18 protein-coding genes, 2 pseudogenes and 2 riboswitches are annotated in these 20897 nt (G+C 34.3%); of the genes and pseudogenes, 4 read left to right on the top strand and 16 right to left on the bottom strand.

What is annotated here, in order from left to right; genetic code table 11:
* A partial coding sequence (locus BUB48_RS16340) for a transposase (protein ID WP_073027782.1) occupies window positions 1–236 on the bottom strand: 236 nt, incomplete at its 3' end.
* A 187-nt stretch (window positions 237–423) separates the two neighbouring features.
* Between BUB48_RS16340 and BUB48_RS16335 the strand changes: the two genes are divergently transcribed.
* Window positions 424–1152: a class I SAM-dependent methyltransferase gene (locus tag BUB48_RS16335; RefSeq protein ID WP_073027780.1), complete on the top strand. Its 729-nt coding sequence runs from the start codon at window positions 424–426 to the stop codon at window positions 1150–1152.
* Window positions 1153–1550: 398 nt separating this feature from the next.
* Here BUB48_RS16335 and BUB48_RS18690 read toward each other — a convergent pair.
* From BUB48_RS18690 to BUB48_RS16310, 5 genes and pseudogenes are all read right to left on the bottom strand, one after another.
* Window positions 1551–1828, bottom strand: a pseudogene (locus tag BUB48_RS18690) (transposase); the annotation flags it as partial.
* Between the two features lie 187 nt (window positions 1829–2015).
* Complete coding sequence (locus BUB48_RS16325; protein WP_073027778.1) at window positions 2016–2429, bottom strand: hypothetical protein; 414 nt, start codon at window positions 2427–2429, stop codon at window positions 2016–2018.
* Between the two features lie 260 nt (window positions 2430–2689).
* Window positions 2690–2927, bottom strand: a pseudogene (locus BUB48_RS16320) (BhlA/UviB family holin-like peptide).
* An 18-nt stretch (window positions 2928–2945) separates the two neighbouring features.
* Window positions 2946–3467: an RNA polymerase sigma factor gene (locus BUB48_RS16315; RefSeq protein ID WP_084524767.1), complete on the bottom strand. Its 522-nt coding sequence runs from the start codon at window positions 3465–3467 to the stop codon at window positions 2946–2948.
* A gap of 458 nt (window positions 3468–3925) precedes the next feature.
* Window positions 3926–4010, bottom strand: a riboswitch (cyclic di-GMP riboswitch).
* Window positions 4011–4666: 656 nt separating this feature from the next.
* Window positions 4667–4795: a cyclic lactone autoinducer peptide gene (locus BUB48_RS16310; RefSeq protein ID WP_084524765.1), complete on the bottom strand. Its 129-nt coding sequence runs from the start codon at window positions 4793–4795 to the stop codon at window positions 4667–4669.
* 517 nt (window positions 4796–5312) lie between these two features.
* Here BUB48_RS16310 and BUB48_RS16300 point away from each other — a divergent pair.
* Window positions 5313–6035 (top strand): LytR/AlgR family response regulator transcription factor, encoded by a 723-nt coding sequence (locus BUB48_RS16300; RefSeq protein ID WP_073027773.1) that lies wholly within the window; start codon window positions 5313–5315, stop codon window positions 6033–6035.
* A gap of 205 nt (window positions 6036–6240) precedes the next feature.
* Here BUB48_RS16300 and BUB48_RS16295 read toward each other — a convergent pair whose 3' ends face one another.
* Together BUB48_RS16295 and BUB48_RS16290 are read right to left on the bottom strand one after the other, a co-directional pair.
* Window positions 6241–6465: a BhlA/UviB family holin-like peptide gene (locus BUB48_RS16295; RefSeq protein ID WP_073027770.1), complete on the bottom strand. Its 225-nt coding sequence runs from the start codon at window positions 6463–6465 to the stop codon at window positions 6241–6243.
* A gap of 166 nt (window positions 6466–6631) precedes the next feature.
* Window positions 6632–6716: riboswitch (cyclic di-GMP riboswitch) on the bottom strand.
* 435 nt (window positions 6717–7151) lie between these two features.
* The gene (locus BUB48_RS16290) at window positions 7152–7727 is read right to left on the bottom strand and encodes an accessory gene regulator ArgB-like protein (RefSeq protein WP_073027767.1); all 576 of its coding nucleotides are present in this window, start codon (window positions 7725–7727) and stop codon (window positions 7152–7154) included.
* A gap of 249 nt (window positions 7728–7976) precedes the next feature.
* On the opposite strand from BUB48_RS16290, the gene BUB48_RS16285 reads away from it, so the two are divergent.
* Entirely contained in the window at window positions 7977–9338 is a 1362-nt protein-coding gene (locus BUB48_RS16285; protein ID WP_073027765.1) for a sensor histidine kinase, read from the top strand.
* A gap of 432 nt (window positions 9339–9770) precedes the next feature.
* On the opposite strand, the gene uvrA is transcribed toward BUB48_RS16285, so the two are convergent.
* The gene (gene uvrA, locus BUB48_RS16280; RefSeq protein WP_073027762.1) at window positions 9771–12608 is read right to left on the bottom strand and encodes an excinuclease ABC subunit UvrA; all 2838 of its coding nucleotides are present in this window, start codon (window positions 12606–12608) and stop codon (window positions 9771–9773) included.
* A gap of 46 nt (window positions 12609–12654) precedes the next feature.
* On the bottom strand, window positions 12655–14628 hold the full coding sequence (gene uvrB, locus BUB48_RS16275; protein ID WP_073027759.1) for an excinuclease ABC subunit UvrB: 1974 nt from the start codon (window positions 14626–14628) through the stop codon (window positions 12655–12657).
* A gap of 324 nt (window positions 14629–14952) precedes the next feature.
* Between uvrB and BUB48_RS18200 the strand changes: the two genes are divergently transcribed.
* Window positions 14953–15117 (top strand): hypothetical protein, encoded by a 165-nt coding sequence (locus tag BUB48_RS18200; protein ID WP_175548451.1) that lies wholly within the window; start codon window positions 14953–14955, stop codon window positions 15115–15117.
* Between the two features lie 14 nt (window positions 15118–15131).
* Here the strand turns inward: BUB48_RS18200 and BUB48_RS16270 are convergent, their stop codons facing one another.
* The 6 genes from BUB48_RS16270 to BUB48_RS16245 all read right to left on the bottom strand — a co-directional run.
* Window positions 15132–16409 carry a hypothetical protein gene (locus BUB48_RS16270; RefSeq protein ID WP_073027757.1) on the bottom strand — a complete coding sequence of 426 codons (1278 nt, stop codon included), beginning with the start codon at window positions 16407–16409 and terminating at the stop codon, window positions 15132–15134.
* A gap of 12 nt (window positions 16410–16421) precedes the next feature.
* The gene (locus BUB48_RS16265) at window positions 16422–17621 is read right to left on the bottom strand and encodes a S41 family peptidase (protein ID WP_073027754.1); all 1200 of its coding nucleotides are present in this window, start codon (window positions 17619–17621) and stop codon (window positions 16422–16424) included.
* Window positions 17622–17737: 116 nt separating this feature from the next.
* Window positions 17738–18169: a Fur family transcriptional regulator gene (locus tag BUB48_RS16260; protein ID WP_175548450.1), complete on the bottom strand. Its 432-nt coding sequence runs from the start codon at window positions 18167–18169 to the stop codon at window positions 17738–17740.
* A gap of 19 nt (window positions 18170–18188) precedes the next feature.
* Window positions 18189–18998: a metal ABC transporter permease gene (locus tag BUB48_RS16255; protein WP_073027751.1), complete on the bottom strand. Its 810-nt coding sequence runs from the start codon at window positions 18996–18998 to the stop codon at window positions 18189–18191.
* Window positions 18995–19696, bottom strand: a complete 702-nt coding sequence (locus BUB48_RS16250) for a metal ABC transporter ATP-binding protein (RefSeq protein WP_073027786.1) — start codon at window positions 19694–19696, stop codon at window positions 18995–18997. Before BUB48_RS16250 ends, BUB48_RS16255 begins: the two co-directional genes overlap by 4 nt.
* A gap of 214 nt (window positions 19697–19910) precedes the next feature.
* Window positions 19911–20897: murein hydrolase activator EnvC family protein (locus BUB48_RS16245; protein WP_073027748.1), on the bottom strand; the 987-nt coding region annotated here is incomplete at its 5' end.

The following is a 20897-nucleotide window of genomic DNA, read 5'->3' as shown; positions in this document are numbered from 1 at the left end:
ATTTCATTTTCCTCTTCTAGCCTTGCTATCTTCTTTAACATGACTTGATAGTCGGCTGTTGTCACGGTTTTATCTTTATCAATTACTACTGGTTTGGCTTTGTTTAACCATGTCACCATTGTTGATTTTGGTATGCCATATTCACGAGCTAAATCTGCTAGCGGCTTTCCTGAATTATATAGCTCTACTATAGTATCTTTAAATTCTTTGGTGTAATGTTTTTGACCTCTTCCCATTGTAGACACTTCCTTTCACTTCTTATTTTAAATCGTTCGAATTTCTGTGTCTACAAAACTATACTAACACTAGCATGACATAGGGATCAGTGCTAAATGGACAACCAGCTTGGAAATACATCATTGAAGTTTAGCATGAATTGATAAACAATACTCGTAACTTAAACCTGTATAAGGGGAGTATGCCATGAAAAATAAAAATGAACTACATGTAAGTACAAATTTAAATAAAGTAATAAATAATTTAACTAATTTAAGTGAAACTATAAAAAAAGGGCAACTAATTGCTGAAAAGATATCTTCTTTAAAGTTTGATGATATAAATAAATTACTGCAGAATAGGAATAATATTATTAATACCAACTTATCAATTAATAAGACTGCTTTTTTGACTCCACATTTAGATATAGGCGGTTCTGGGGAGGCAATTATATATAAAATCTCAAAGAACAAATTAACAATAATTGATCTTGACATAGATAGGAAAATTGACAGCAAACGAGTAGAAATGCATAGAATGGATGCGCGTAATTTGAAATTTGAAGATAATAAATTTTTAACAATAACGAGTTTTTATACATTAATGTACGTTTGTTGTAATGATATACTCCGTATTTTTCATGAGTGCTATAGAGTATTGCAAAATGGAGGAGTTTTTAAAATTTGGGATGTTAATATTGATCAAATACCTTCAGGATTTACAAATGTATCACTTGATATATCATGTGGAAATAAAGTCTATCATGCTGAATATTCATCAAATGCTATACAAGAGATACGTGATCAAGAATTCTATAGAACATTACTAGAAGATTCAGGTTTTAAAGATGTAAATATAAATACTCAGAATAATTGCATTATAATCGAGGCATATAAAGGAACAACTTTGGACTTAGGCTATTCTCGCTTAGATTGATTTGAACATAGCATATGTATTGTCGTATACCACTTTCGTTAGTTTTGCTTATTGCAGATAATCAACCGATAATACACATATACTGACATCCTCTTTACCAATATATATCTGTTGCACAACGTTAATAACTGTCTTCCGTTATAGCTGACGCTATAGCACTTCTAACTATGGTTCAGGCAGTTTAGCTTTTATCCTTATATATAATCTCATTTTGCCATTTAGTCGATGTATGACAGTTAATAGACTTGTGGCTTTTACTGCATGTTATTTTCATCCTTCAATTTTCCTAATAATTTATCAGGATAATGATAAACTGTTTGTATGAGATCCATTGTTCTGCTATTGACACATTTCAAATCAGCCCTTGTGTTTTGATTCAGCACTTACAAGCGCACACAGACTTCGTCAATAAAAACTATAGGATATACTTGTGAAAGAGGGCTGCTCTGCCACTCATCCATGTGTGGAAGCAGCCTGTCAATGATGTATGAAACCACGCCTTCGCTGACTTCAAAAACATAGATTCACTCTATTTGATCGTTGATTTTTCTTGTAGACATTCCTCACGCATACATGGCTGTTATTTATTTCCCATTTCCGAGATATCTATTTTATGCTTGGGAACAACTTTCAGTTCGAATTCAGCATTCCAATCCCGGATGACATCTATTTCTATAGTTCATATTGTATTGTGTCCCCCAGCCGATCTTTACTTTCAATCATGCTGGGTGCACCCGAAAAAGAGAATCCATTTTAACTTCAAGGATTCTCTTTCTATATACTTCATTTTAAACTTGCACTGCAATACTATACAATTATAGTCAATTTTGATATTTCAACTGAGTTTATCCTCTTCTTGATCTCTAATAATTGCGACCATATACGAACTTTCTGACATAATGATCATATATCTTAATATAACTTGTATCAGTTCCCGGATCATATACTCTTTCATATACAGTAGCAATTTCTACTTTCATAGCACCAATTCCACCATATGCTTTCATTTGATCAAGCATTTCCTTATACTTATCTGCTTCAATACCATCAATTATCTTTTCTATAAGGTCAATAACATTTAAAACTACACCCAATGCTGAAATTATACTACCTATAGCTTTATTAGCAATACACTTACTTAATTGAGATATCATTGCGTCATTTATTTGACCTGCTGTTATCCACTCAAGAAACTCCATTGTATCCATAGAATATTTTTCATGAGCCTCTTTTATCTGATCAATATTTAAATATACAGTATCATACCTAACTGCCATTTAATTATCCCCCTTTTTTCGATTCTTTAAATTTAATAATCTTTTTAAGTTTGTCTTCTACTAGTAAAATCATGAAACTTAGAATTTTAATGCTTAAATAATTTGTAAAACCTTAGACGATTAATATTATGTCATATATCTGCCATTATTAATTGCCTCATGATCCAACGTCCTTATACATTTTAATCCCCCTTTCAATAATTTGATAATCTATTAATTAATGACAATGGATTCTTGAAAATGTAAACCTTATTCCTATCCTATTTCTGAGGATTTTTGTTAAAGATGTACTCCTTAATTTGCTTCATATCACTTCTTATATCCTCCAATAAGTTAAATTTCTCCGACAGCTTTGATATTATCTCCTGATATTTCTTTTCTCTCTTCCTGGCTAATATCTCGTTTTTCCTGAGCTTTTAGAATATAAAAGATCAGTACAATGCTTAAAGCAGCCCATATACCTTGTGATAATGCAAGTTTTACAATCTCATTTTCCATATTCATTATCCTCCACCATCATATACGCTTTCTAAGATTGTTTAGCGCTCTGTTTTTTATTCCATTTACAGCTTGTCTAGTTATATTAAGCCTGTCCGCTATTTCTTTATAAGAATATCCTAATAAAAATCTCTCTTTAATAACTCTTCTTTGCAATCTTGGTAAACAGCTTATCAAGTCTTCAAAAATTATCCTGCTTTTATGACTCGTGTCTGATTCATCACATATCAATTCCATATTTATTTCTAAAGATTCTTGCATGTTTGTAACATATCTCCTATAGAGATTAATTTTTTTGTGATTAAGAGATCTAACTATATAGTTCACAACCAATCCATCATTTTTCACTGGGAAAATGCTTAAGTTGATATCTTTTAATATTTCTATAAAGCTGATTATTAAGTCAGTTTCTGCTTCTTCATAATTTAACTCTTTTGTGTACTTTTTAATTAGCGGTTCAAATTTTTTTATAAGTTTCATAAGAGCTTCCTTATCCCCATTTTTTGACTGTTCAACAAGTTCCCATAGCATTACTTCCATATTTTAACCTCCCTTGCAATTGATGATGTTTACCAATTAAAAACGGAGGGCCGAGGCATATGTAAATGTTAAACAATATTTTATTTTTTTTGATTTTTTGTAATTATTTTGAAATTTACGACTAAACATATCCATCTTTGCATTTGGAATGCATTTGTTAGCAATAATAGAGGGAAGTAAAAAAATTTGAAAATGATAATTATCATATTTATTTATTAAGAAGTGTCATCATCTTTACGATGGCATTAGCAGGGTTGTGGAAGCAGTTCAATAATTAACTGTAACAAATAGATAGAAGTGATTATAATTAGATAATATGAAATTTACTATTAATAATATTGAACTTTATAAGAAAACCATTTTGGAAAGTTTATATTGATGTGGAATTGTACTCTTCCATGGCTTATAAAAATATAGCCATAGCGCTATATGCGCCATGGCTATATTTTTTAACGCTTCTTGGCAACCCGACTATCATAGTGTTTCCACCTTAGACTCGTGGCTTTGCGTCCCTACCTTTCGATAGGTTTGCCATTATCATATAGCGAAGCAATTTATTTTATTGTTCAAGTGATCATTTAACTACTTAGGTTTATACATATGCGTAACTTAAATCTTCTTCAGAACTTCAACAAAATTCATTTTGCATAAGAGAATATTATTTTTGCCAAATTCCCCCTTTATATAACTTATAAGTTTTACTATTTGCATTTATAAAAACGTTTAATGATATCGACTCACAAATTAATCTATAACTACATTATTAAATGTAACAATCCATACTTGGCTATTCAATTTATATAAACATTATTTCTTATAAAATGTAAATATTATTTTTTCCTTAATACAACGGTTAAGTGCCTTTAATAAAGCATGTACTAAAAATTCTTAAAATAACATCAGTTTTATTTAAATCTTACTTTTGTCAAGATCCATTTGATTTAGTAGAATGAAGTTATACTTCTGCATTGGCGAGTATCTATGATGTGTAAATGTTGCATAAATGCATATATAGAATTGCATAATTTGAAACAGCAAATAACAATGAAATCATCAATCATAAATAAAGCGTCAAAGATACATGAAGTAAAATAATGACAATTTTGTGATAGAAATTTCAAGCCCCTGCAATATGCCAGCAGGGGCTATTTATGTAACACCAGTTAGCTAAAAAATCAATTGAGTTTAGTAAATTAATGCTACTTACAAAGCTTGTCAGGCATCTTGGGTTGATAAAGCACCCAATAACAGCACGTTCCTATGGAAGTCTTTGCTACAAATAAAGCCAAGCATGCTGCCATGCTTAACAGATTACGTCTGAACTTCATAGTAGCCACCTCCTTTATTCTTTATCTGAAATATAACATATTAGCGCTTTATTTAAAACCTATTATGCATAAATGGTAATGCAAATGTCATATTTGGTATCATAATTTTAATAAATTTATAGTCATTTTCATTATTTGACAATATTCGCCTGTAAATTTATGGTATAATAAGAATCAATAAATATTCTAGGAGTGATTTGATTGATTTTTACTAAATTGCTTTTAATAACCTTTGTTTTCCTACCTATTATAATTGCGTTGCTGCATGGAATAATAAATCCCAAAAGCAGCTTTTTATTAGGTAAAATATGGAAAATTAAAAATGAAATAGAGCCAACCGATTTTGTGTTAGATTTACATAAAATATTTTGCATTGCAATGTTGATAATAGTAATAATAATGTTGTTTATAATGATAATTTCTTAGTCCTTTATACATGCTTTTATCACACTATTATCCCACATGTATTTAATCAAGTCACTTTTTGATGCATTATAAAATGAAAGGGCGGGAGGACATGCATTTAAATGTTTTTTTATGCGATGATGACCATGTACAGCTCAATACACTAAGCTCTTTTATAAACTCTTTATGTTCTGATCATGATGTTAATGTTATCCACACCACATGCGGTGAAGAGTTATTAAAAAAAGTACACACAGTTAAACCGGACATAGTATTTTTGGACATTGAAATGGAAGGCATAAACGGCATTGAAACCGGAATTAAGCTGAGAGAACATTTTAATGATGTTATCATAGTGTATATTACCGGATACTCTAATTATGCTTTGGATGCTTTTAGAGTAAAATCTTTTGACTATCTCATTAAGCCAGTTACATTAAATCGCTTTGAAGTTTTAATGAAGGACATTTTTGTCCGCCTTGAGGAAATAAGAACCTACAAAGAAAAAAATGGGATATTTCATGTTAACAATAAAGATGCATATGTAGCTATAAAATATGATGATATAATATGCTTTGAAAAAGTATTCAGGAAAATTAAGGTATATACTAAAGATACTTCCTATGAGTTTTATGGTACTTTGGCAGACCTAATTAAAAAACTTGATTTGAACATCTTTGCTCAATGCCATCAGGGATATATAGTAAATATTAATAAAATTAAGGAGCTCAAAATTGATAAAATATCATTTCATGAATCAAGCTTAGAAGTACCCGTAAGTCGCAAGTATAAGTCCTCTATAAAAAAGATCTTTGAGGAAAGATTATTTTCATAATTGATATATTTTCCATGAGCAGTCCAGTAGCACTTTATCCTTCATATTTCTAGCGGACTCTTTTATCCAATTTTCTATATAACAGCTGATGCCAATAATAAACTATTGCCAGAATGATTGAATTTGTTGAAAAGCGTGTAATCCAACAATTCTGGCATATATATTAAAATAGAATTCTATTAATAATTATTTTTCTTTCTTATCTCTATTTAGACATAAGATCCTTCAGTTGTTTCATATCACGCCTTACTTCTTCCAGCAGATTAATCTTTTCTGATAGGTTTGATATTATTTCCTGGTATCTCTTCTCCCTTTCTTCCTGTGTGGTATCACGTTTTTCCTGGGCTTTTAGAATATAAAATATAAGTACAATACTTAAAGCAGCCCAGATACCTTGTGATAGAGCAACCTTTGCAATTTCATTTTCCATTTAAATGCCCTCCATTCTTTTAATACCTCCATAATTTTAATTTTTAACTACTTGCAGTAATTTAATCTATATTACCAGTAAAAACGAAACCAGTCCTTATTTTCAGCTTGTTTAATAATCAAAAACCATGACACTATATGCGTCATGGCTAACTAAAGCCCCGCTCTTTGGCAACCCGACTATCATAGTGTTTACACCTTAGACTCGTGGCTTTGCGTCTCTATCTTTCGATAGATTTGCTATTATCATATAGCGTTGCATCATTCATTATTCAATTAAATGGTTATTTGATTGAAGTTTCTGAAAAACTCACTAAGTTATTGATATATCAAGATAAAAATAGATAATGTAAGCCTCATGCAACATGCAAGTTTACGGCTCCATTAAAATTGATAGCCTTCATATCCATGGAATATACTGACTTGTACTTATAAAACCATCACTAGTATTTAGATGTGCAATGCTATATAATACATCATTTAAATAAATCAATGGCAAAATGATGAGTCAGTTTAACATTAACAAGCATATTACTCTAAAACATTTTATATGCTGTCATAAGCACTAAATTATAAAAATAAGCAAACATAAGAATTGAAATCAAATGGAATAGCTTCTAAAAATCAAGACAAACAAAGACATAAGCAGATAATAATCTTCTAGATAAATTTCTATAAATTGGCTTATTACCTTTTCCACACCGGCAACAAAGTTATTCCTTCAAACAGAATAGATAAGGATGCGATGCACATATACTTATACAGTTCTGTTTTTATAAAACATACAAGAATTATTGTAATTGCGAAGAAATACATAATGTACAAACTTCTAACCCTAAACTTTTTATATTCCTTTCCATTTAAGGGCCTATTGGGATTATCAACTGGCGCATACAACAGAATAAATAAGGCAGTCATTGCTAAACAGCAGATTATGATGTATGGAGCTATTGATAAAGGTATCATATTTCCTATCCATATGCATAGCATCATAAATGCGGATGTAACTACAAAACATTTAAAGTATGTGTCTAGATGGAATCCTCCCGCATTGATTCTTAGAAGTCCGAAAGCACCTATAAATATCAAGGCTTCTACTACCTTATCGAATAACAAAGCTATTATCAAAAGCCCCATGCCTTTAACTATGGTTGAAACTATCAGCTGAAGGCCATAGTAGTAAATGTCTTTATCTTCTATGGATATAATAGATGCATCAAGCATTTTCTGAGAAATAGTTTTTGATATGCTGTCGATAAACATAACATCACCTTCTCCTTAGTAATAACCAAAATAGAATATATCTTCATCAACATTACATTCACTTAAAGGCATCCCCCCTTTTTTATACTTATAGCATATTTTTTCATTGATTTTAACTTATTTTGCACAAGTGGTAAGTATAATGATATATTTGGCATTGTCCTAACTATATCTATCATTTCCTTATAATATAATCAATGGTATAATATAGAAAAGTGTGCAAGTTATATTATGTGAGGTGTTTATGAAATGACTATATGGGTAATAACAGAATTCCTTATAAATATTATTGATGTATCCATACTACTATACTTTGCCCATAACATATTAAGTCAGAGTAAGGCATCTCATAAAAAAGCAACTATAGCCGTTATTGTGCAATCAGCCATAAACACAATCCTAAACCATTATTATGGTATTGGCAGTTTCATCGGTTTTCTGCTTATGTACCTAAGTACCGGAATAGTATATCATATAATTTGGGGATGGAATCTAGTAAAAACTTATATAGTTTCAATAGTAGGATTGTTGATCATGTTTATTGGTGAGATAGCCTCAATGGCATTAATGCTGCTTTCTAATAAATCTTCTCCTTATATATATTTCCATTTTAACGCCATCAGAATTATTGCCGCAGTATTTGCAAAGATATTGAGCTTTGCATTATTCTATGCCAACAGAAAAAGATTTAAATTCATTGATAAAATTAGTGAAACACGATTGTATCAAATTGGATTCATAATAGGATTTAATGTTATAATAAGCTTCACAACTTTCTGGTTCTACAAAAACATATCTATCGTTAAAGATCATAAAGCTGATTTTATATTTATCACTTCTTTAACATCCATCATATTTAGCTTATCAGTAGTAGAAGTAATCAATAGAATTTCCATCCAGATTGAAAGAGAAGCCAAATGGAAAGTAAGAGAAAAGGAATACCTGGCACAAAAAATTTATATTTCAGGGATTGAAGACATGCTTAAACAACTTAGAGCACAAAGACATGATTTTAACCATCATATTGGATGCATATACGGCTTGCTATGTATGGGAAAAACAGAAGAAGCCAAAATTTATATAAGCAAACTGGCCGGAGAATTATCCAGCTTCAACAACATTATTAGTGTAGATAATCCTATAATTACTTCCGTATTGAATGTTAAATTAAGAAAAGCCCATGACGAACATATAAAAACCAGTTTAGACATATCATTACAGAAAAAAATATGCTGTGACCCTCTATATTTATCCATCATACTCGGCAATCTTTTAGATAATGCAATAGAGGCTTGCAGCAAAATACCAGAAGAAGAAAGAAAATTATCAATAAAAATGTTCACAAAACAAGGAAATTTAATAATAAAGATAGTCAACAGCAGAGACAAAACTTTGCACATTTCTAAAGCAAAATTATATGAAAATTACACATCAAAAGAAGATAAGGCCAACCATGGTTTGGGCTTGTATAATATAAGAAAAGTTGTTGAAGGGTTAAACGGCTTTATGAAAATTCAAGTTAAAGAAACCGAATTTGAAGTAGATATTGCAATACCTTTAGATGATTCCAAATCTGCTCCTATGATATATAAGAATTTTATAGCAGGATAGTACTGCAGATTTTTTTATCCATACACTGCCGTGACAAATCCAAAATTGTCCTATTTATAGGTTTCCGTTTTATATACTCTACTTTAATATTTCCAATTACACTGTGAAAATCTTTTGCATCTTATTGCATTTTTTTAATTTTCACATCAATACTTTCAAGGTAGCTTTGAAATCTCCTCTCTTGCTTATCAGTGGCTTTATTTTCATGGGGTTTATCATAAAGGATTCATAAATTCTTGTGTTGTAACATTATTCTCGTCAAATTGATCTGTATATACTATCTTAACCAAACTTACAATCCGAATATCTCATTTCTCATAACATCTTGACTGCAATTATAGCATTATCAAATAAAAAATATTGATAATCATTATGAAACAACTATCAGGTTCATTATAAATTCTCATTTCAATAGTAGAGGCGGATTGATGATCAATCCGCCTCTACAACAGCTTTTTCCAATACCATTTTCAAATACTGCCCTGTATAGGATTCAGGGTTCTTAGCAATCTCTTCCGGTGTACCTGTAGCCACTATAGTGCCTCCCCTGTCTCCTCCTTCTGGCCCCAAATCGATTATATAATCCGCCCGCTTTATAACATCCAGATTATGTTCAATAACAATAACTGTATTGCCGCCCTCCACAAGGCGATGAAGTATCTTCAATAGCTTGTGAATATCTGCAATATGAAGTCCTGTGGTGGGTTCATCCAGTATATAGACCGTCTTTCCTGTGCTGCGCTTGGAAAGCTCATAGGCCAGCTTAATTCTCTGAGCCTCTCCCCCTGATAACTGGGTAGAGGGCTGACCTAGCTTTATATAGCCAAGTCCCACATCATATAGAGTCTGTATCTTCCTATGAATCCTTGGTATATTTTCAAAAAATACTAAGGCTTCTTCCACAGTCATATCCAACACATCGGATATGTTTTTACCTTTATATCTGACTTCTAATGTCTCCCTGTTATATCTCTTGCCTTTGCATACTTCACAGGGTACATAGACATCAGGAAGAAACTGCATCTCAATTCTTATTATTCCGTCACCCTTGCAGGCCTCACATCGTCCGCCTTTCACATTGAAGCTGAAGCGTCCATTGCTATAGCCTTTCATTTTTGCTTCAGGAGTAGATGCAAACACTTCTCTTATCATGTCAAATACTCCTGTATAGGTGGCAGGATTTGATCTGGGTGTCCTTCCTATAGGGGACTGATCTATATCTACTACCTTGTCCACATTCTCCAATCCTAGTATCTCATCATGTTCTCCAGGTTTTACTCTTGATTTGTATACTTTATGAGCCAATGCCTTATATAATATTTCATTCACAAGGGTACTTTTACCCGAACCGGATACTCCGGTTACACAGGTAAATACTCCCATAGGGAATTTTACATCCAAATTCTTCAGATTATTTTCTCTGGCTCCCTTTATGGTGATCCAGTTGCCATTAGGTTTCTTCCTTTCTGCAGGCACAGGTATATACTTTTTCCCGCTGAGATACTGACCTGTTATGGATCTTTCACATGCCATTATATCATTGATGGTGCCTTGAGCCACTATTTCTCCCCCATGGGATCCTGCTCCAGGACCTACATCTATTATGTGGTCTGCTGCATACATGGTATCTTCATCATGCTCCACCACAAGCAGTGTATTACCTAAATCCGTAAGATCCCTCAAAGCCTTCAGCAGCTTCCCATTGTCCCTCTGGTGAAGTCCAATGCTGGGCTCGTCAAGTATATATAATACCCCTACCAGGCTTGAACCAATTTGAGTAGCAAGCCTGATTCTCTGAGCTTCGCCACCGGATAGTGTGCCTGCCATTCTGGATAATGTTAGATAATCCAGCCCTACATTTACCAAGAAACCTAGTCTGGCTTTTATTTCCTTGAGCACCTGCCTTGATATGATCTCTTCTTTCGGTGTAAGCTTAAGATTATTCATAAAATCAAGTATCTCATATATGGGTTTGTTGCATAACTCTGCAATGGAGATTCCTCCCACATATACTGAAAGGCTTTCTTTCTTCAATCTGGCACCCTTGCACAGAGGGCAGAGAGATGACGACATGTATGCTTCAATTTCTTCTCTCATGGCATCTGACTTGGTCTCTCTATATCTTCTCTCAAGATTGTTTACTACACCTTCGAGAGACATCATGGCTTCTCCCTTTCCAAAACCTCTATCATAAACTACTTTAAACTTTTCTCCGTTGTTTCCATAAAGAATCATATTGATTACATCATCATCCAGTTCTCCAATTGGGACATCCAAGCTAAAACCATAATGCTTTGCGGCAGCGGCTACTACACCATAGTACCAAGTATCGCTTTTGGCGTCCCCAATGGGTATAATGCCTCCTTCAGCAATGGATAAGGTTTTGTCTATGACTAAATCCGGGTCTATCTTTGTTAGTACTCCCAATCCATCACAGCTAGGACATTTCCCAAAGGGACTGTTGAAAGAAAACATTCTTGGAGACAGCTCTTCTATGGCTATTTCACAATCAGGACAAGCATAGTTTTGACTAAAGAGTTTCTCTTCTACACCTATTATATCAATCAATGCAAGTCCATCAGAAAGATTCAGCACTGTTTCCAATGAGTCTGCAACCCTTCTCTCTATACCTTCCTTTACTATAATTCTGTCAACAACCACTTCTATGGAGTGTTTCTTATTCTTATCCAGCTTAATTTCATCATTTATATCCATGACCTCTCCATCGACTCTTATTCTGACGAAGCCGGATTTCTTCATGTCTTCTATGAGCTTTTTATGCTCCCCTTTTTTTCCTCTCACAATGGGAGCAAGTATCTGAATCTTTGTGCCGTTTTCTAAAGATGTAACATAATCCACCATCTGATCAATGGTTTGCTGTGTAATTTCCTTGCCGCATTTTGGGCAATGGGGTATGCCTATTCGGGCATAAAGAAGTCTCAAATAGTCATACACTTCCGTTATTGTACCTACAGTAGATCTGGGGTTCTTGCTTGTTGTTTTCTGATCAATAGAAATAGCAGGGGACAAACCCTCTATATAGTCCAGATCTGGTTTTTCCATTTGACCCAAAAACATGCGGGCATAAGAAGATAAGGATTCCACATATCTCCTCTGCCCTTCCGCATATATGGTATCAAAGGCTAGGGAAGACTTGCCTGAGCCTGATAATCCGGTTATGACCACAAACTTTTCTCTTGGTATCTCAGCATTTATGTTTTTTAAATTATGTTCTCTGGCACCTCTTATAATAATCTTATCTTTTGACATATTACACCTCGTTATAGAATACAATAGATAATATTACACATTATTCTTATATTTTATCCTTCAATTCCTTTATTCTGTCCCTTATCTCTGCGGCCTTCTCAAATTGAAGATTCTTGGCATATTCTTTCATTTCCTGTTCAAGTGCTTCTATTATACTCTTTATTTCTTCCTTGTTTATCTTTTCTTTTGGCTTAGCATTATATTTTTCTATCTCCTCACCGGTCTTTGTTGCTTCGATAACCTCTCTTACAGCTTTATAGATGGTTTTAGGCGTGATTCCGTGTTCCTCATTATATTCGCTTTGAATTTTTCTTCTCCTGTTGGTTTCGTTTATGGCCCTTCTCATGGAATCGGTAATACTGTCCGCATACATGATGACCTTGCCATCCACATTTCTCGCTGCTCTTCCTATAGTCTGTATCAAAGAGGTTTCAGACCTTAAAAAGCCTTCCTTATCTGCATCCAGAATTGCCACCATAGATACCTCCGGCAGGTCTAAGCCTTCTCTTAGAAGGTTTATACCCACAAGCACATGAAACTCGCCTAGTCTAAGATCTCTTATTATTTCCATCCTCTCCAGAGTATCCACATCTGAATGAAGATAGCGGACTTTTATGTCCAATTCCTTCAAATATGAAGTCAAATCTTCTGCCATCTTCTTTGTAAGGGTCGTAACCAATACTCTCTGGTTTTTGTCAATCCTCTGCTTTATCTCGCCGATCAAATCGTCAATCTGGCCTTTGACAGGCTTCACCACTATTTCCGGGTCCAACAAACCTGTAGGTCTGATTATTTGTTCAACTATCCTGCTGCTTTTCTCCTTCTCATAATCTGCCGGGGTAGCACTTACGAAAATGACTTGATTCAATTTCTTCTCAAACTCCTCGAAGTTAAGAGGTCTGTTATCGTAAGCAGAAGGAAGCCTGAATCCATATTCCACCAGTGTATCCTTTCTTGATTTATCTCCAAAATACATACCTCTCACTTGAGGAATAGTAACATGGGATTCATCTATTATCATCAAGTAATCCTTAGGAAAAAAGTCCAGCAGTGTATATGGAGCGCTTCCAGGTTTTCTGCCGCTAATATGCCTTGAATAATTCTCAATACCAGAACAATAACCTAATTCCTGCATCATTTCAATGTCAAAATTTGTTCTTTGAAGCAACCTCTGAGCTTCAAGAATCTTATCCTGTTCTCTCAATTCCTTTACCCTTTGCTGCAACTCCTCTTCAATGGCTTTTATGGCTCTTTGGAGTTTCTCGCCGGTAGTCGCATAATGGGAAGCAGGGTATACGAAAACATGCTGCCTCTCACCAACTACATTGCCTGTCAATGAATCAAATTCCAATATTCTTTCTATCTCATCCCCAAAGAAGTCTACTCTTATGGCTTTATCGGAAGAAGCAGCCGGAAATATTTCCAGCACGTCTCCCCTAACTCTGAAAGTTCCTCTTACGAAATTGATGTCATTTCTCATATATTGAATATCTACCAGCTTCCTTATAACTTCATCTCTGTCTTTTATCATACCTTTTCTAAGTGATAGAACCAGATCCCTGTAATCCTCTGGATCTCCTAATCCATAAATACAGGATACGGAAGCTACTATGATTACATCCTTTCTCTCAAAAAGGGCTGCCGTAGCAGAGTGCCTAAGCTTATCTATCTCCTCGTTTATCTGAGCATCCTTCTCTATATATGTGTCAGTATGTGGTACATAAGCTTCAGGCTGATAATAGTCATAATAACTTACAAAATACTCGACACAATTATGAGGAAAAAACTCCTTGAATTCACTGCAAAGCTGAGCAGCTAAAGTTTTGTTGTGGGCAAGCACCAGAGTAGGTTTTTGCACTCTTTCGATGACATTTGCCATAGTAAAGGTCTTTCCTGAACCAGTAACACCCTTCAAAGTAAGAAATTTCTCGCCTTTCTTTATACCGTCAACTAACTGGTCAATAGCCTGTGGCTGATCACCAGTAGGTTTAAAATCTGATACCAATACAAATTTATCCATGGAAAAACCTCCATCTCCTAGAACAAGTGTTCGTATCAATTATATTACTTTACCCTTATGCTGTCAATATTTAAAGAATGATTATATATACAGGCTATTATGAAATAGTAAAATCTTCCTTCGAAATTTTTATAACAATCAGCAAAACATTTATTGTTACGTATTCAACAGAAAATACATACTGAAGTAAATTAAAATCAAAAAATTTTACATTAGTTATAGATTTCAAGCAAAAAACCTTGCATAAATTTTAATTTTGATGTAATATTATAAATAATTTATGATATAATATTAGTAAAATTATTTAGATTGAGGGGTATAATTATGGAAAAAAACCTTAATTCCAATTTCAAACAACCAAAAAGCAGCAATGATAAATTTTACGAGATATATAGATATTTTGAAAGCATGAGCCACAAGGAAAGTTCTGCTTTTCAGGAACTATTGGATTATACCATGAAAAACAACAATCATAAGAGAAAAAAGTAGTAAATAAAAAAAGGCTATAGCCTTTTTTTATTTACTACTTTTTTTAATGCTTTAATAGCACTTAATAGCCTTGCCTTGGTATTAACCTCCAGATACATACTGGGAGTTTTTGGGACTATGAGAAGTCCAAGACTTGAAATACCTTTCTGATAATCCCTATAATCCAAAGTTATCTTTTCTCCGCTTGCCTTAACTACTTCTAACCATATATATGATGGATTTGATTTAAGAAAGTTTGATAAATCTTCATCCCTATCTGTTCTTACATTATTTATACTCATGATAATATCTCCTGGCTCCAGCTTCATATTTAATCCAGGATAACCTTTTCTACAGAACAAAACTTTTAGACCTCTTTCAGGAGCATTAAAAAATGCTTTGCCTTCTTGTTCCTCTCTTTGTCCGTAAAGAATCAATATTTCATGGGCTATTGGAGCAAAAACTGCCGCTATATATGCAAAAATGTGGATCTTAGACGCTATTACAGACAACAAAATCAACACTATACTGTAGATAAAAAGTCTAAATGCAGAATCTTTGCATTTTTTTTCAGGCGACTTGGTAATAGCCATATCTCCATAGCCTAACATCACGGGTATGGGTTGCAATATATACATCAAATTACCCATATTCAAATCTAGACCAGGTTGCCTTATAATAGGCCACCAATCCGGCATAGGCACAGATTCCCCGACGCCTACTGTAATCATAACTACAGACAGTATCATCATAGGTAGAGGCCATACCCTATTCATGATATAGCCTCCTACAACACTGCCGTCCTTTCGCTTTACTAATGCAGGAACTGCATCGGAGTAGCCATCAAGCCAAATGAGCATGCTTTCCATTAAATGAAGGATTCCTACGAGACCCATAATACCTACAGGATTTATATTGGGAAATCCAAATATGAGATTCATTATGGCTACAATGCCTCCTGCATAGGAAAAGCAAAGATATCTTACATCTATAAGTGAGAGGAGTAACGCAATTATCCATAGATACAAAATACCAGAACTCAAATAGCCCGATCCTCGAGAATACTGTTCAATAGTAATCCCTAAAAATACAGCCATACCGCTTCCCATTATTCCAGCCATCAATCCTGCCAATACAGAATTTTTCACTTTCACCCACGGAGATATCTTATATCCTATTATCCTCGTCTCCAAATTGGAATTCTTGCTGTACATAAAGTATGTAATGCCAATTACAATCCAGAATAATGGGTTAAAAAGCAATGAACCTATAGATGCTATAACCAACTCAGATACTTTAATAAAAGTAACCATTAAACACCTCTTCTACTTTATTAACTTTCGTATTTCCTCAATAGCCCTTTCCAACTGTACATCCTTTACATCTTCAGGATTTTGCCCTTCAGCAATTTCCATAGCCTTTACTTCTATATCAGGTTCTATACCAACCTTATTTATATCGATGCCATTGGGTGTATAATACTTCTGTATAGTAAGTTTAAAGCCGCTTCCGTCATTGAGTTTCTCAACAGACTGTACCAATCCCTTTCCAAAAGTTTTAGTTCCTATAAGAAGACCTGCTTTTCTGTCTTTTACAGCACCGGATACTATTTCTGAAGCGCTGGCACTTCCTTCGTCAACCAATATTACAAAAGGAATATCAATCTTTCCGTCTTTGGAATGAGTTACAACCTGATTTTTATCCTTATCCTCGGTGTAGAAAATGACGCCTTTATCCAACAGCTCATCAGCCACCTCTACACATTGAGTTACATATCCTCCTGGATTCTGCCTCAAATCAATTATCAATCCTTTAGCATTCTTGGTCTTGATTTCTGACAATGCTTTTTTAAATTCCTTGCCTGTGTCTTCATCAAACATGCTGATTCTTATATAAGCAACATCATCATCCAGCATTTCAGCCTTTACGGTTTTAAGCACTATATCTTCACGCTTTATTTCCATTATCAATGGTTCAGTCCTGTTTTCTCTTATTACAGTCAGCACTACCTTTGTGCCTTTCTTTCCTTTCATCAGGGACGTTGCCTTTTCAAGACCTATTCCTGTAACATCTATATCATCTACTTTAATTATCTTATCTCCAGTTTTTAATCCAGCTTTTTCACCGGGAGTATCCTCGATAGGAGCTACAACTGTTACATAGCCATCTTTATCTGTCACTATGACTCCGATACCGCCATAGGAACCTGAAGTAGATTCATTGAACTCCTTAAACTCCTTTTCATTCATGTAAACTGAATAAGGATCCCCCAAGGCCTCAAACATTCCTTTTGCAGCACCTTCCATCAGTTTCTCCGTATCAACAGGCTCTAAATAGTACTTATCGATATACTTCTTTAGTGTTAAAAGCTTCTGGGTTTCTTTTACCAACTTATAATCTTCTTTGGATAATATGACTCTGTCTCCAAGACTTAAGGAAACCGTATTAGTAATTGCAAAAGTCAATACTGCAGTTATTATTACGGATATAATAACAGCAAAAAATAGTTGTTTTCTTTTAACCATAAATACACCTCGCAACATTTTTGGGTCCATACATACATTTTATGTGTTATTAATATTCTATTAAGTAATTATACCATTAATACTATTTATGTGGAGTAATTTTGTATGATTTTAATTTATTTCTTATCTTTGCATTTACTGCATATACCATATATCTCAAACTTATGCTCTACTGGCTCAAAATCAAGATCTTCAAGTTTTGTATTTCTCAGTAATTCATCGAAGGGGCAAATGTCTATCTCTCTTATTTCACCACATTTATTGCATATTATGTGATGATGGTGATTCTCGCCTGTTAACTTAAAATGGCAGTAACCATCAGCTATATTGAGCTTTTCAACTATGCCCAATCTTACTAAAAGTTCTAGATTTCTATAGATGGTTGAAAAATTGATTCCGGAATACTTATCACTTACCAGAGATAATATCTCATTTGCAGTGTATGGACCTCCACTGTTTCTCAACACTTCAATTATTGCTCTTCTTTGCTGCGTAAGCTTATATCCGCTGTTTTTCAGTACTTCTTCAGGATTCATTCTAATATTCAAACCCATCACCACCGAACAATTATTTTCTCTTTCTAAGGGCTTTTATAAACAGAACTCCTACCAGTATTCCTACAGAGAGCAGTACAATGGTACCACCGGGAGCAATATCAAAATAATAAGATAAAACAAGACCAAATATTACAGATATCAATGCAAAAATCACAGATATGGCAGTGGTTTTAATAAAGCCTTGACCCGTCTGTATGGCTGCTGCTACAGGAACAACCAACATAGATGACACCATGAATATTCCTACAATTCTCATGGAAACCACCACAGTAAGCCCAGTGAGTATTGTTAAGTACATATTGAGAAAATTAACTGATACACCGGAAACCTGGGCTCCTTCTTCATCAAAGGCTATATAAAACAGCTTCTTATGCAAAACTATTACTGATAAAATTATTATAACACTAAGAATACCCATGATATATATATCCTTGGAGCTGACTGCAGCAATGCTTCCGAACATATATCCCATCAAATCCGTATTAAAACCCTTGGCTAATCCTATCATTACTACTGCAATACCAATTCCCGCAGACAGTATTATTGAATTGGATATCTCCGCATATTTTGAGAATGTTTTTCTTAGCTTTTCAATGGCTACGGCTCCTATTAAAGTAAAAATCAAGGCCCCCCAAAACGGATAAAATCCCCATAGCATCCCTGCCGCAATACCTGCCAAGGATGCGTGGGACAGGGTATCACCAATCATGGATAACCTTTTCAATACTATAAAAATACCTATAAGAGGACATGTGATAGCTACCATAATCCCTGCTATAAAAGCTCTCTGCATGAACTCATATTGAAGTATTTCCATCATTTCTTATCTCCATCCTCATCTTTATGTATTTTGTCTGATATGCCGCCATCACTTATTTGAATTACTCTGTTAACCATAGACTTTATATCCGTATAGTCATGGGTTACCATGACTATGGTTATTCCATCATCTTTGTTCAGCTTATATATCAGCTTGTAGAAATCTTCCTCTGTCTTATTGTCTATCCCTGTTGTTGGCTCATCTAAAAACAAAAGTTGAGGTGAGCTTACCAAAGCCTTCGCAATGAAAATTCTCTGCTGTTGTCCTGCAGAAAGCCTTCCTATGAGCCTGTTTCTATATTGGGACATGCCCACAGCTTCAAGGGATTTATCAGTTAGATTCTTTTTTTCATTTTTGGTCAGATTCTTAAGCTTCTTAGAAGTGTGCAAAGGTGCACTTACTACTTCCTCAACTGTAGCCGGAAATCCAAGATTCAAATTCATTATTCTTTGTGGCACATAACCTATCTTATCCCATTCCTCAAACTTGTCTATAGAATTCTCAAACAGCCATATATTGCCCTGATCTGGTTTCAGCAAACCAAGGCATATCTTAAGAAGGGTGCTCTTTCCCGCCCCATTAGATCCTACTACAGCTGCAAAATCCCTATTTCCCACAGAAAAGCTGCAATCTTTAAGCACCTTTACACCATCATAGGAGAAGGATATTTTCTCTCCCCTCAATACAATATTTTCCATATATTTCAATTCTATTCACCTCAGATTATGTCTTTGCAAATCATTTGCAATATCATTTTATATTATTCCCTTTGTTTATGCAACATAAACAGAACTATAGATAAAACAGTCACTTTTCATCCCAAAATAACCGCCTTGGATGTTTTCATCCACCATCACATGATAAACTGCACTTAAGACACAATAAAATATGAGCTGTGACCTAGCACAGCTTCTATTTTTTGCTTTTAGTTATATACGGTAAAGGATCCTTTGGCTCACCGTTTATCCTCACCTCAAAATGGAGATGAGGACCTGTTGATACACCAGTGCTACCTGATTTAGCTATAACCTGACCTCTTGTAACTGTATCCCCTTCCTTAACCAACAGCTTGGAGTTATGAGCATATAATGTGGAAATCTTGCCACCATGGTCTATAATTACCGTATTGCCGTATCCCCCGTAATACTTTGCCAAAATCACCTTGCCAGCATTAGCAGCAACAACGCTGCTGCCTGATGGAACTTTCAGGTCAACACCGGAATGGAACTTTTTTGTCTTTGTTATGGGATGAATCCTGTAACCATAATAATCTGAGAACTCTGTATACCCAGGGGCTGGCCAAGCCATTTCCCCTCCTATATAATCACCCAAAGATTGAGATTGGATTATCAGTTTTTGAATCTTTTGAGAGTCCTCCTCCAATTTGTCAAGTTGCTTGTCCAATTCTTTTATGTCTATTTTTAATTCATCCAACAGTTTTTCTTTTTCTTTTTTAATTACCTCAACCTCATTTTTCTTTTTGCTTAGATTGCTTTTTAATGCTTCTTTCTGTTGTTGTTCATATTCAAGCTGTTGCTTTTTCTCATCAATGTTGTCTCTTATTGTCTTTCTCTCTTTTAAGAGGTTTACATCATAATTTATTATTTTTCTCATCAAATCCAATCTTGATATGAAATCACTGAAGCTTGTGGCATTTAGTATTACAGCCAAATAGCTTGTGCTGCCGTTTTGATGCATTATTCTTACCCTTTTGTTCAATAGCTCTTTCTGAGCTTGTGCTTCTTCCGTAGCCCTGTCCAATTCTCTCTGGGTTATGGCTATTTTCCCTTCCAGGTCAGATAGTTGACCTTCCACTATCTCAAGATTTTTCTCTGCCTCTTCCAATTTCCTATCCAATTCCACAATTTGATTGGATATGTTCTTGCTTTCTTTTTGCTT

The organism is Lutispora thermophila DSM 19022, assembly GCF_900142105.1.
In the GTDB taxonomy this organism is placed as follows: Bacteria; Bacillota; Clostridia; order Lutisporales; family Lutisporaceae; genus Lutispora; species Lutispora thermophila.
Note: the sequence above shows the minus strand (reverse complement) of the source record. Positions and strands in the feature narration are given on the sequence as shown.

Excerpts from the sequence above, each read along its gene's own strand:
- BUB48_RS16335 (WP_073027780.1), top strand. The coding sequence starts at position 424 with ATGAAAAATAAAAATGAACTACATGTAAGTACAAATTTAAATAAAGTA.
- BUB48_RS16270 (WP_073027757.1), bottom strand. The coding sequence starts at position 16,409 with ATGGTTACTTTTATTAAAGTATCTGAGTTGGTTATAGCATCTATAGGT.
- BUB48_RS16310 (WP_084524765.1), bottom strand. The coding sequence starts at position 4,795 with ATGAAGTTCAGACGTAATCTGTTAAGCATGGCAGCATGCTTGGCTTTA.
- BUB48_RS16250 (WP_073027786.1), bottom strand. The coding sequence starts at position 19,696 with ATGGAAAATATTGTATTGAGGGGAGAGAAAATATCCTTCTCCTATGAT.
- uvrA (WP_073027762.1), bottom strand. The coding sequence starts at position 12,608 with ATGTCAAAAGATAAGATTATTATAAGAGGTGCCAGAGAACATAATTTA.
- uvrB (WP_073027759.1), bottom strand. The coding sequence starts at position 14,628 with ATGGATAAATTTGTATTGGTATCAGATTTTAAACCTACTGGTGATCAG.
- BUB48_RS16265 (WP_073027754.1), bottom strand. The coding sequence starts at position 17,621 with ATGGTTAAAAGAAAACAACTATTTTTTGCTGTTATTATATCCGTAATA.
- BUB48_RS16285 (WP_073027765.1), top strand. The coding sequence starts at position 7,977 with ATGACTATATGGGTAATAACAGAATTCCTTATAAATATTATTGATGTA.
- BUB48_RS16255 (WP_073027751.1), bottom strand. The coding sequence starts at position 18,998 with ATGATGGAAATACTTCAATATGAGTTCATGCAGAGAGCTTTTATAGCA.
- BUB48_RS16295 (WP_073027770.1), bottom strand. The coding sequence starts at position 6,465 with ATGGAAAATGAAATTGCAAAGGTTGCTCTATCACAAGGTATCTGGGCT.
- BUB48_RS16300 (WP_073027773.1), top strand. The coding sequence starts at position 5,313 with ATGCATTTAAATGTTTTTTTATGCGATGATGACCATGTACAGCTCAAT.
- BUB48_RS16315 (WP_084524767.1), bottom strand. The coding sequence starts at position 3,467 with ATGGAAGTAATGCTATGGGAACTTGTTGAACAGTCAAAAAATGGGGAT.
- BUB48_RS16290 (WP_073027767.1), bottom strand. The coding sequence starts at position 7,727 with ATGTTTATCGACAGCATATCAAAAACTATTTCTCAGAAAATGCTTGAT.
- BUB48_RS18200 (WP_175548451.1), top strand. The coding sequence starts at position 14,953 with ATGGAAAAAAACCTTAATTCCAATTTCAAACAACCAAAAAGCAGCAAT.
- BUB48_RS16325 (WP_073027778.1), bottom strand. The coding sequence starts at position 2,429 with ATGGCAGTTAGGTATGATACTGTATATTTAAATATTGATCAGATAAAA.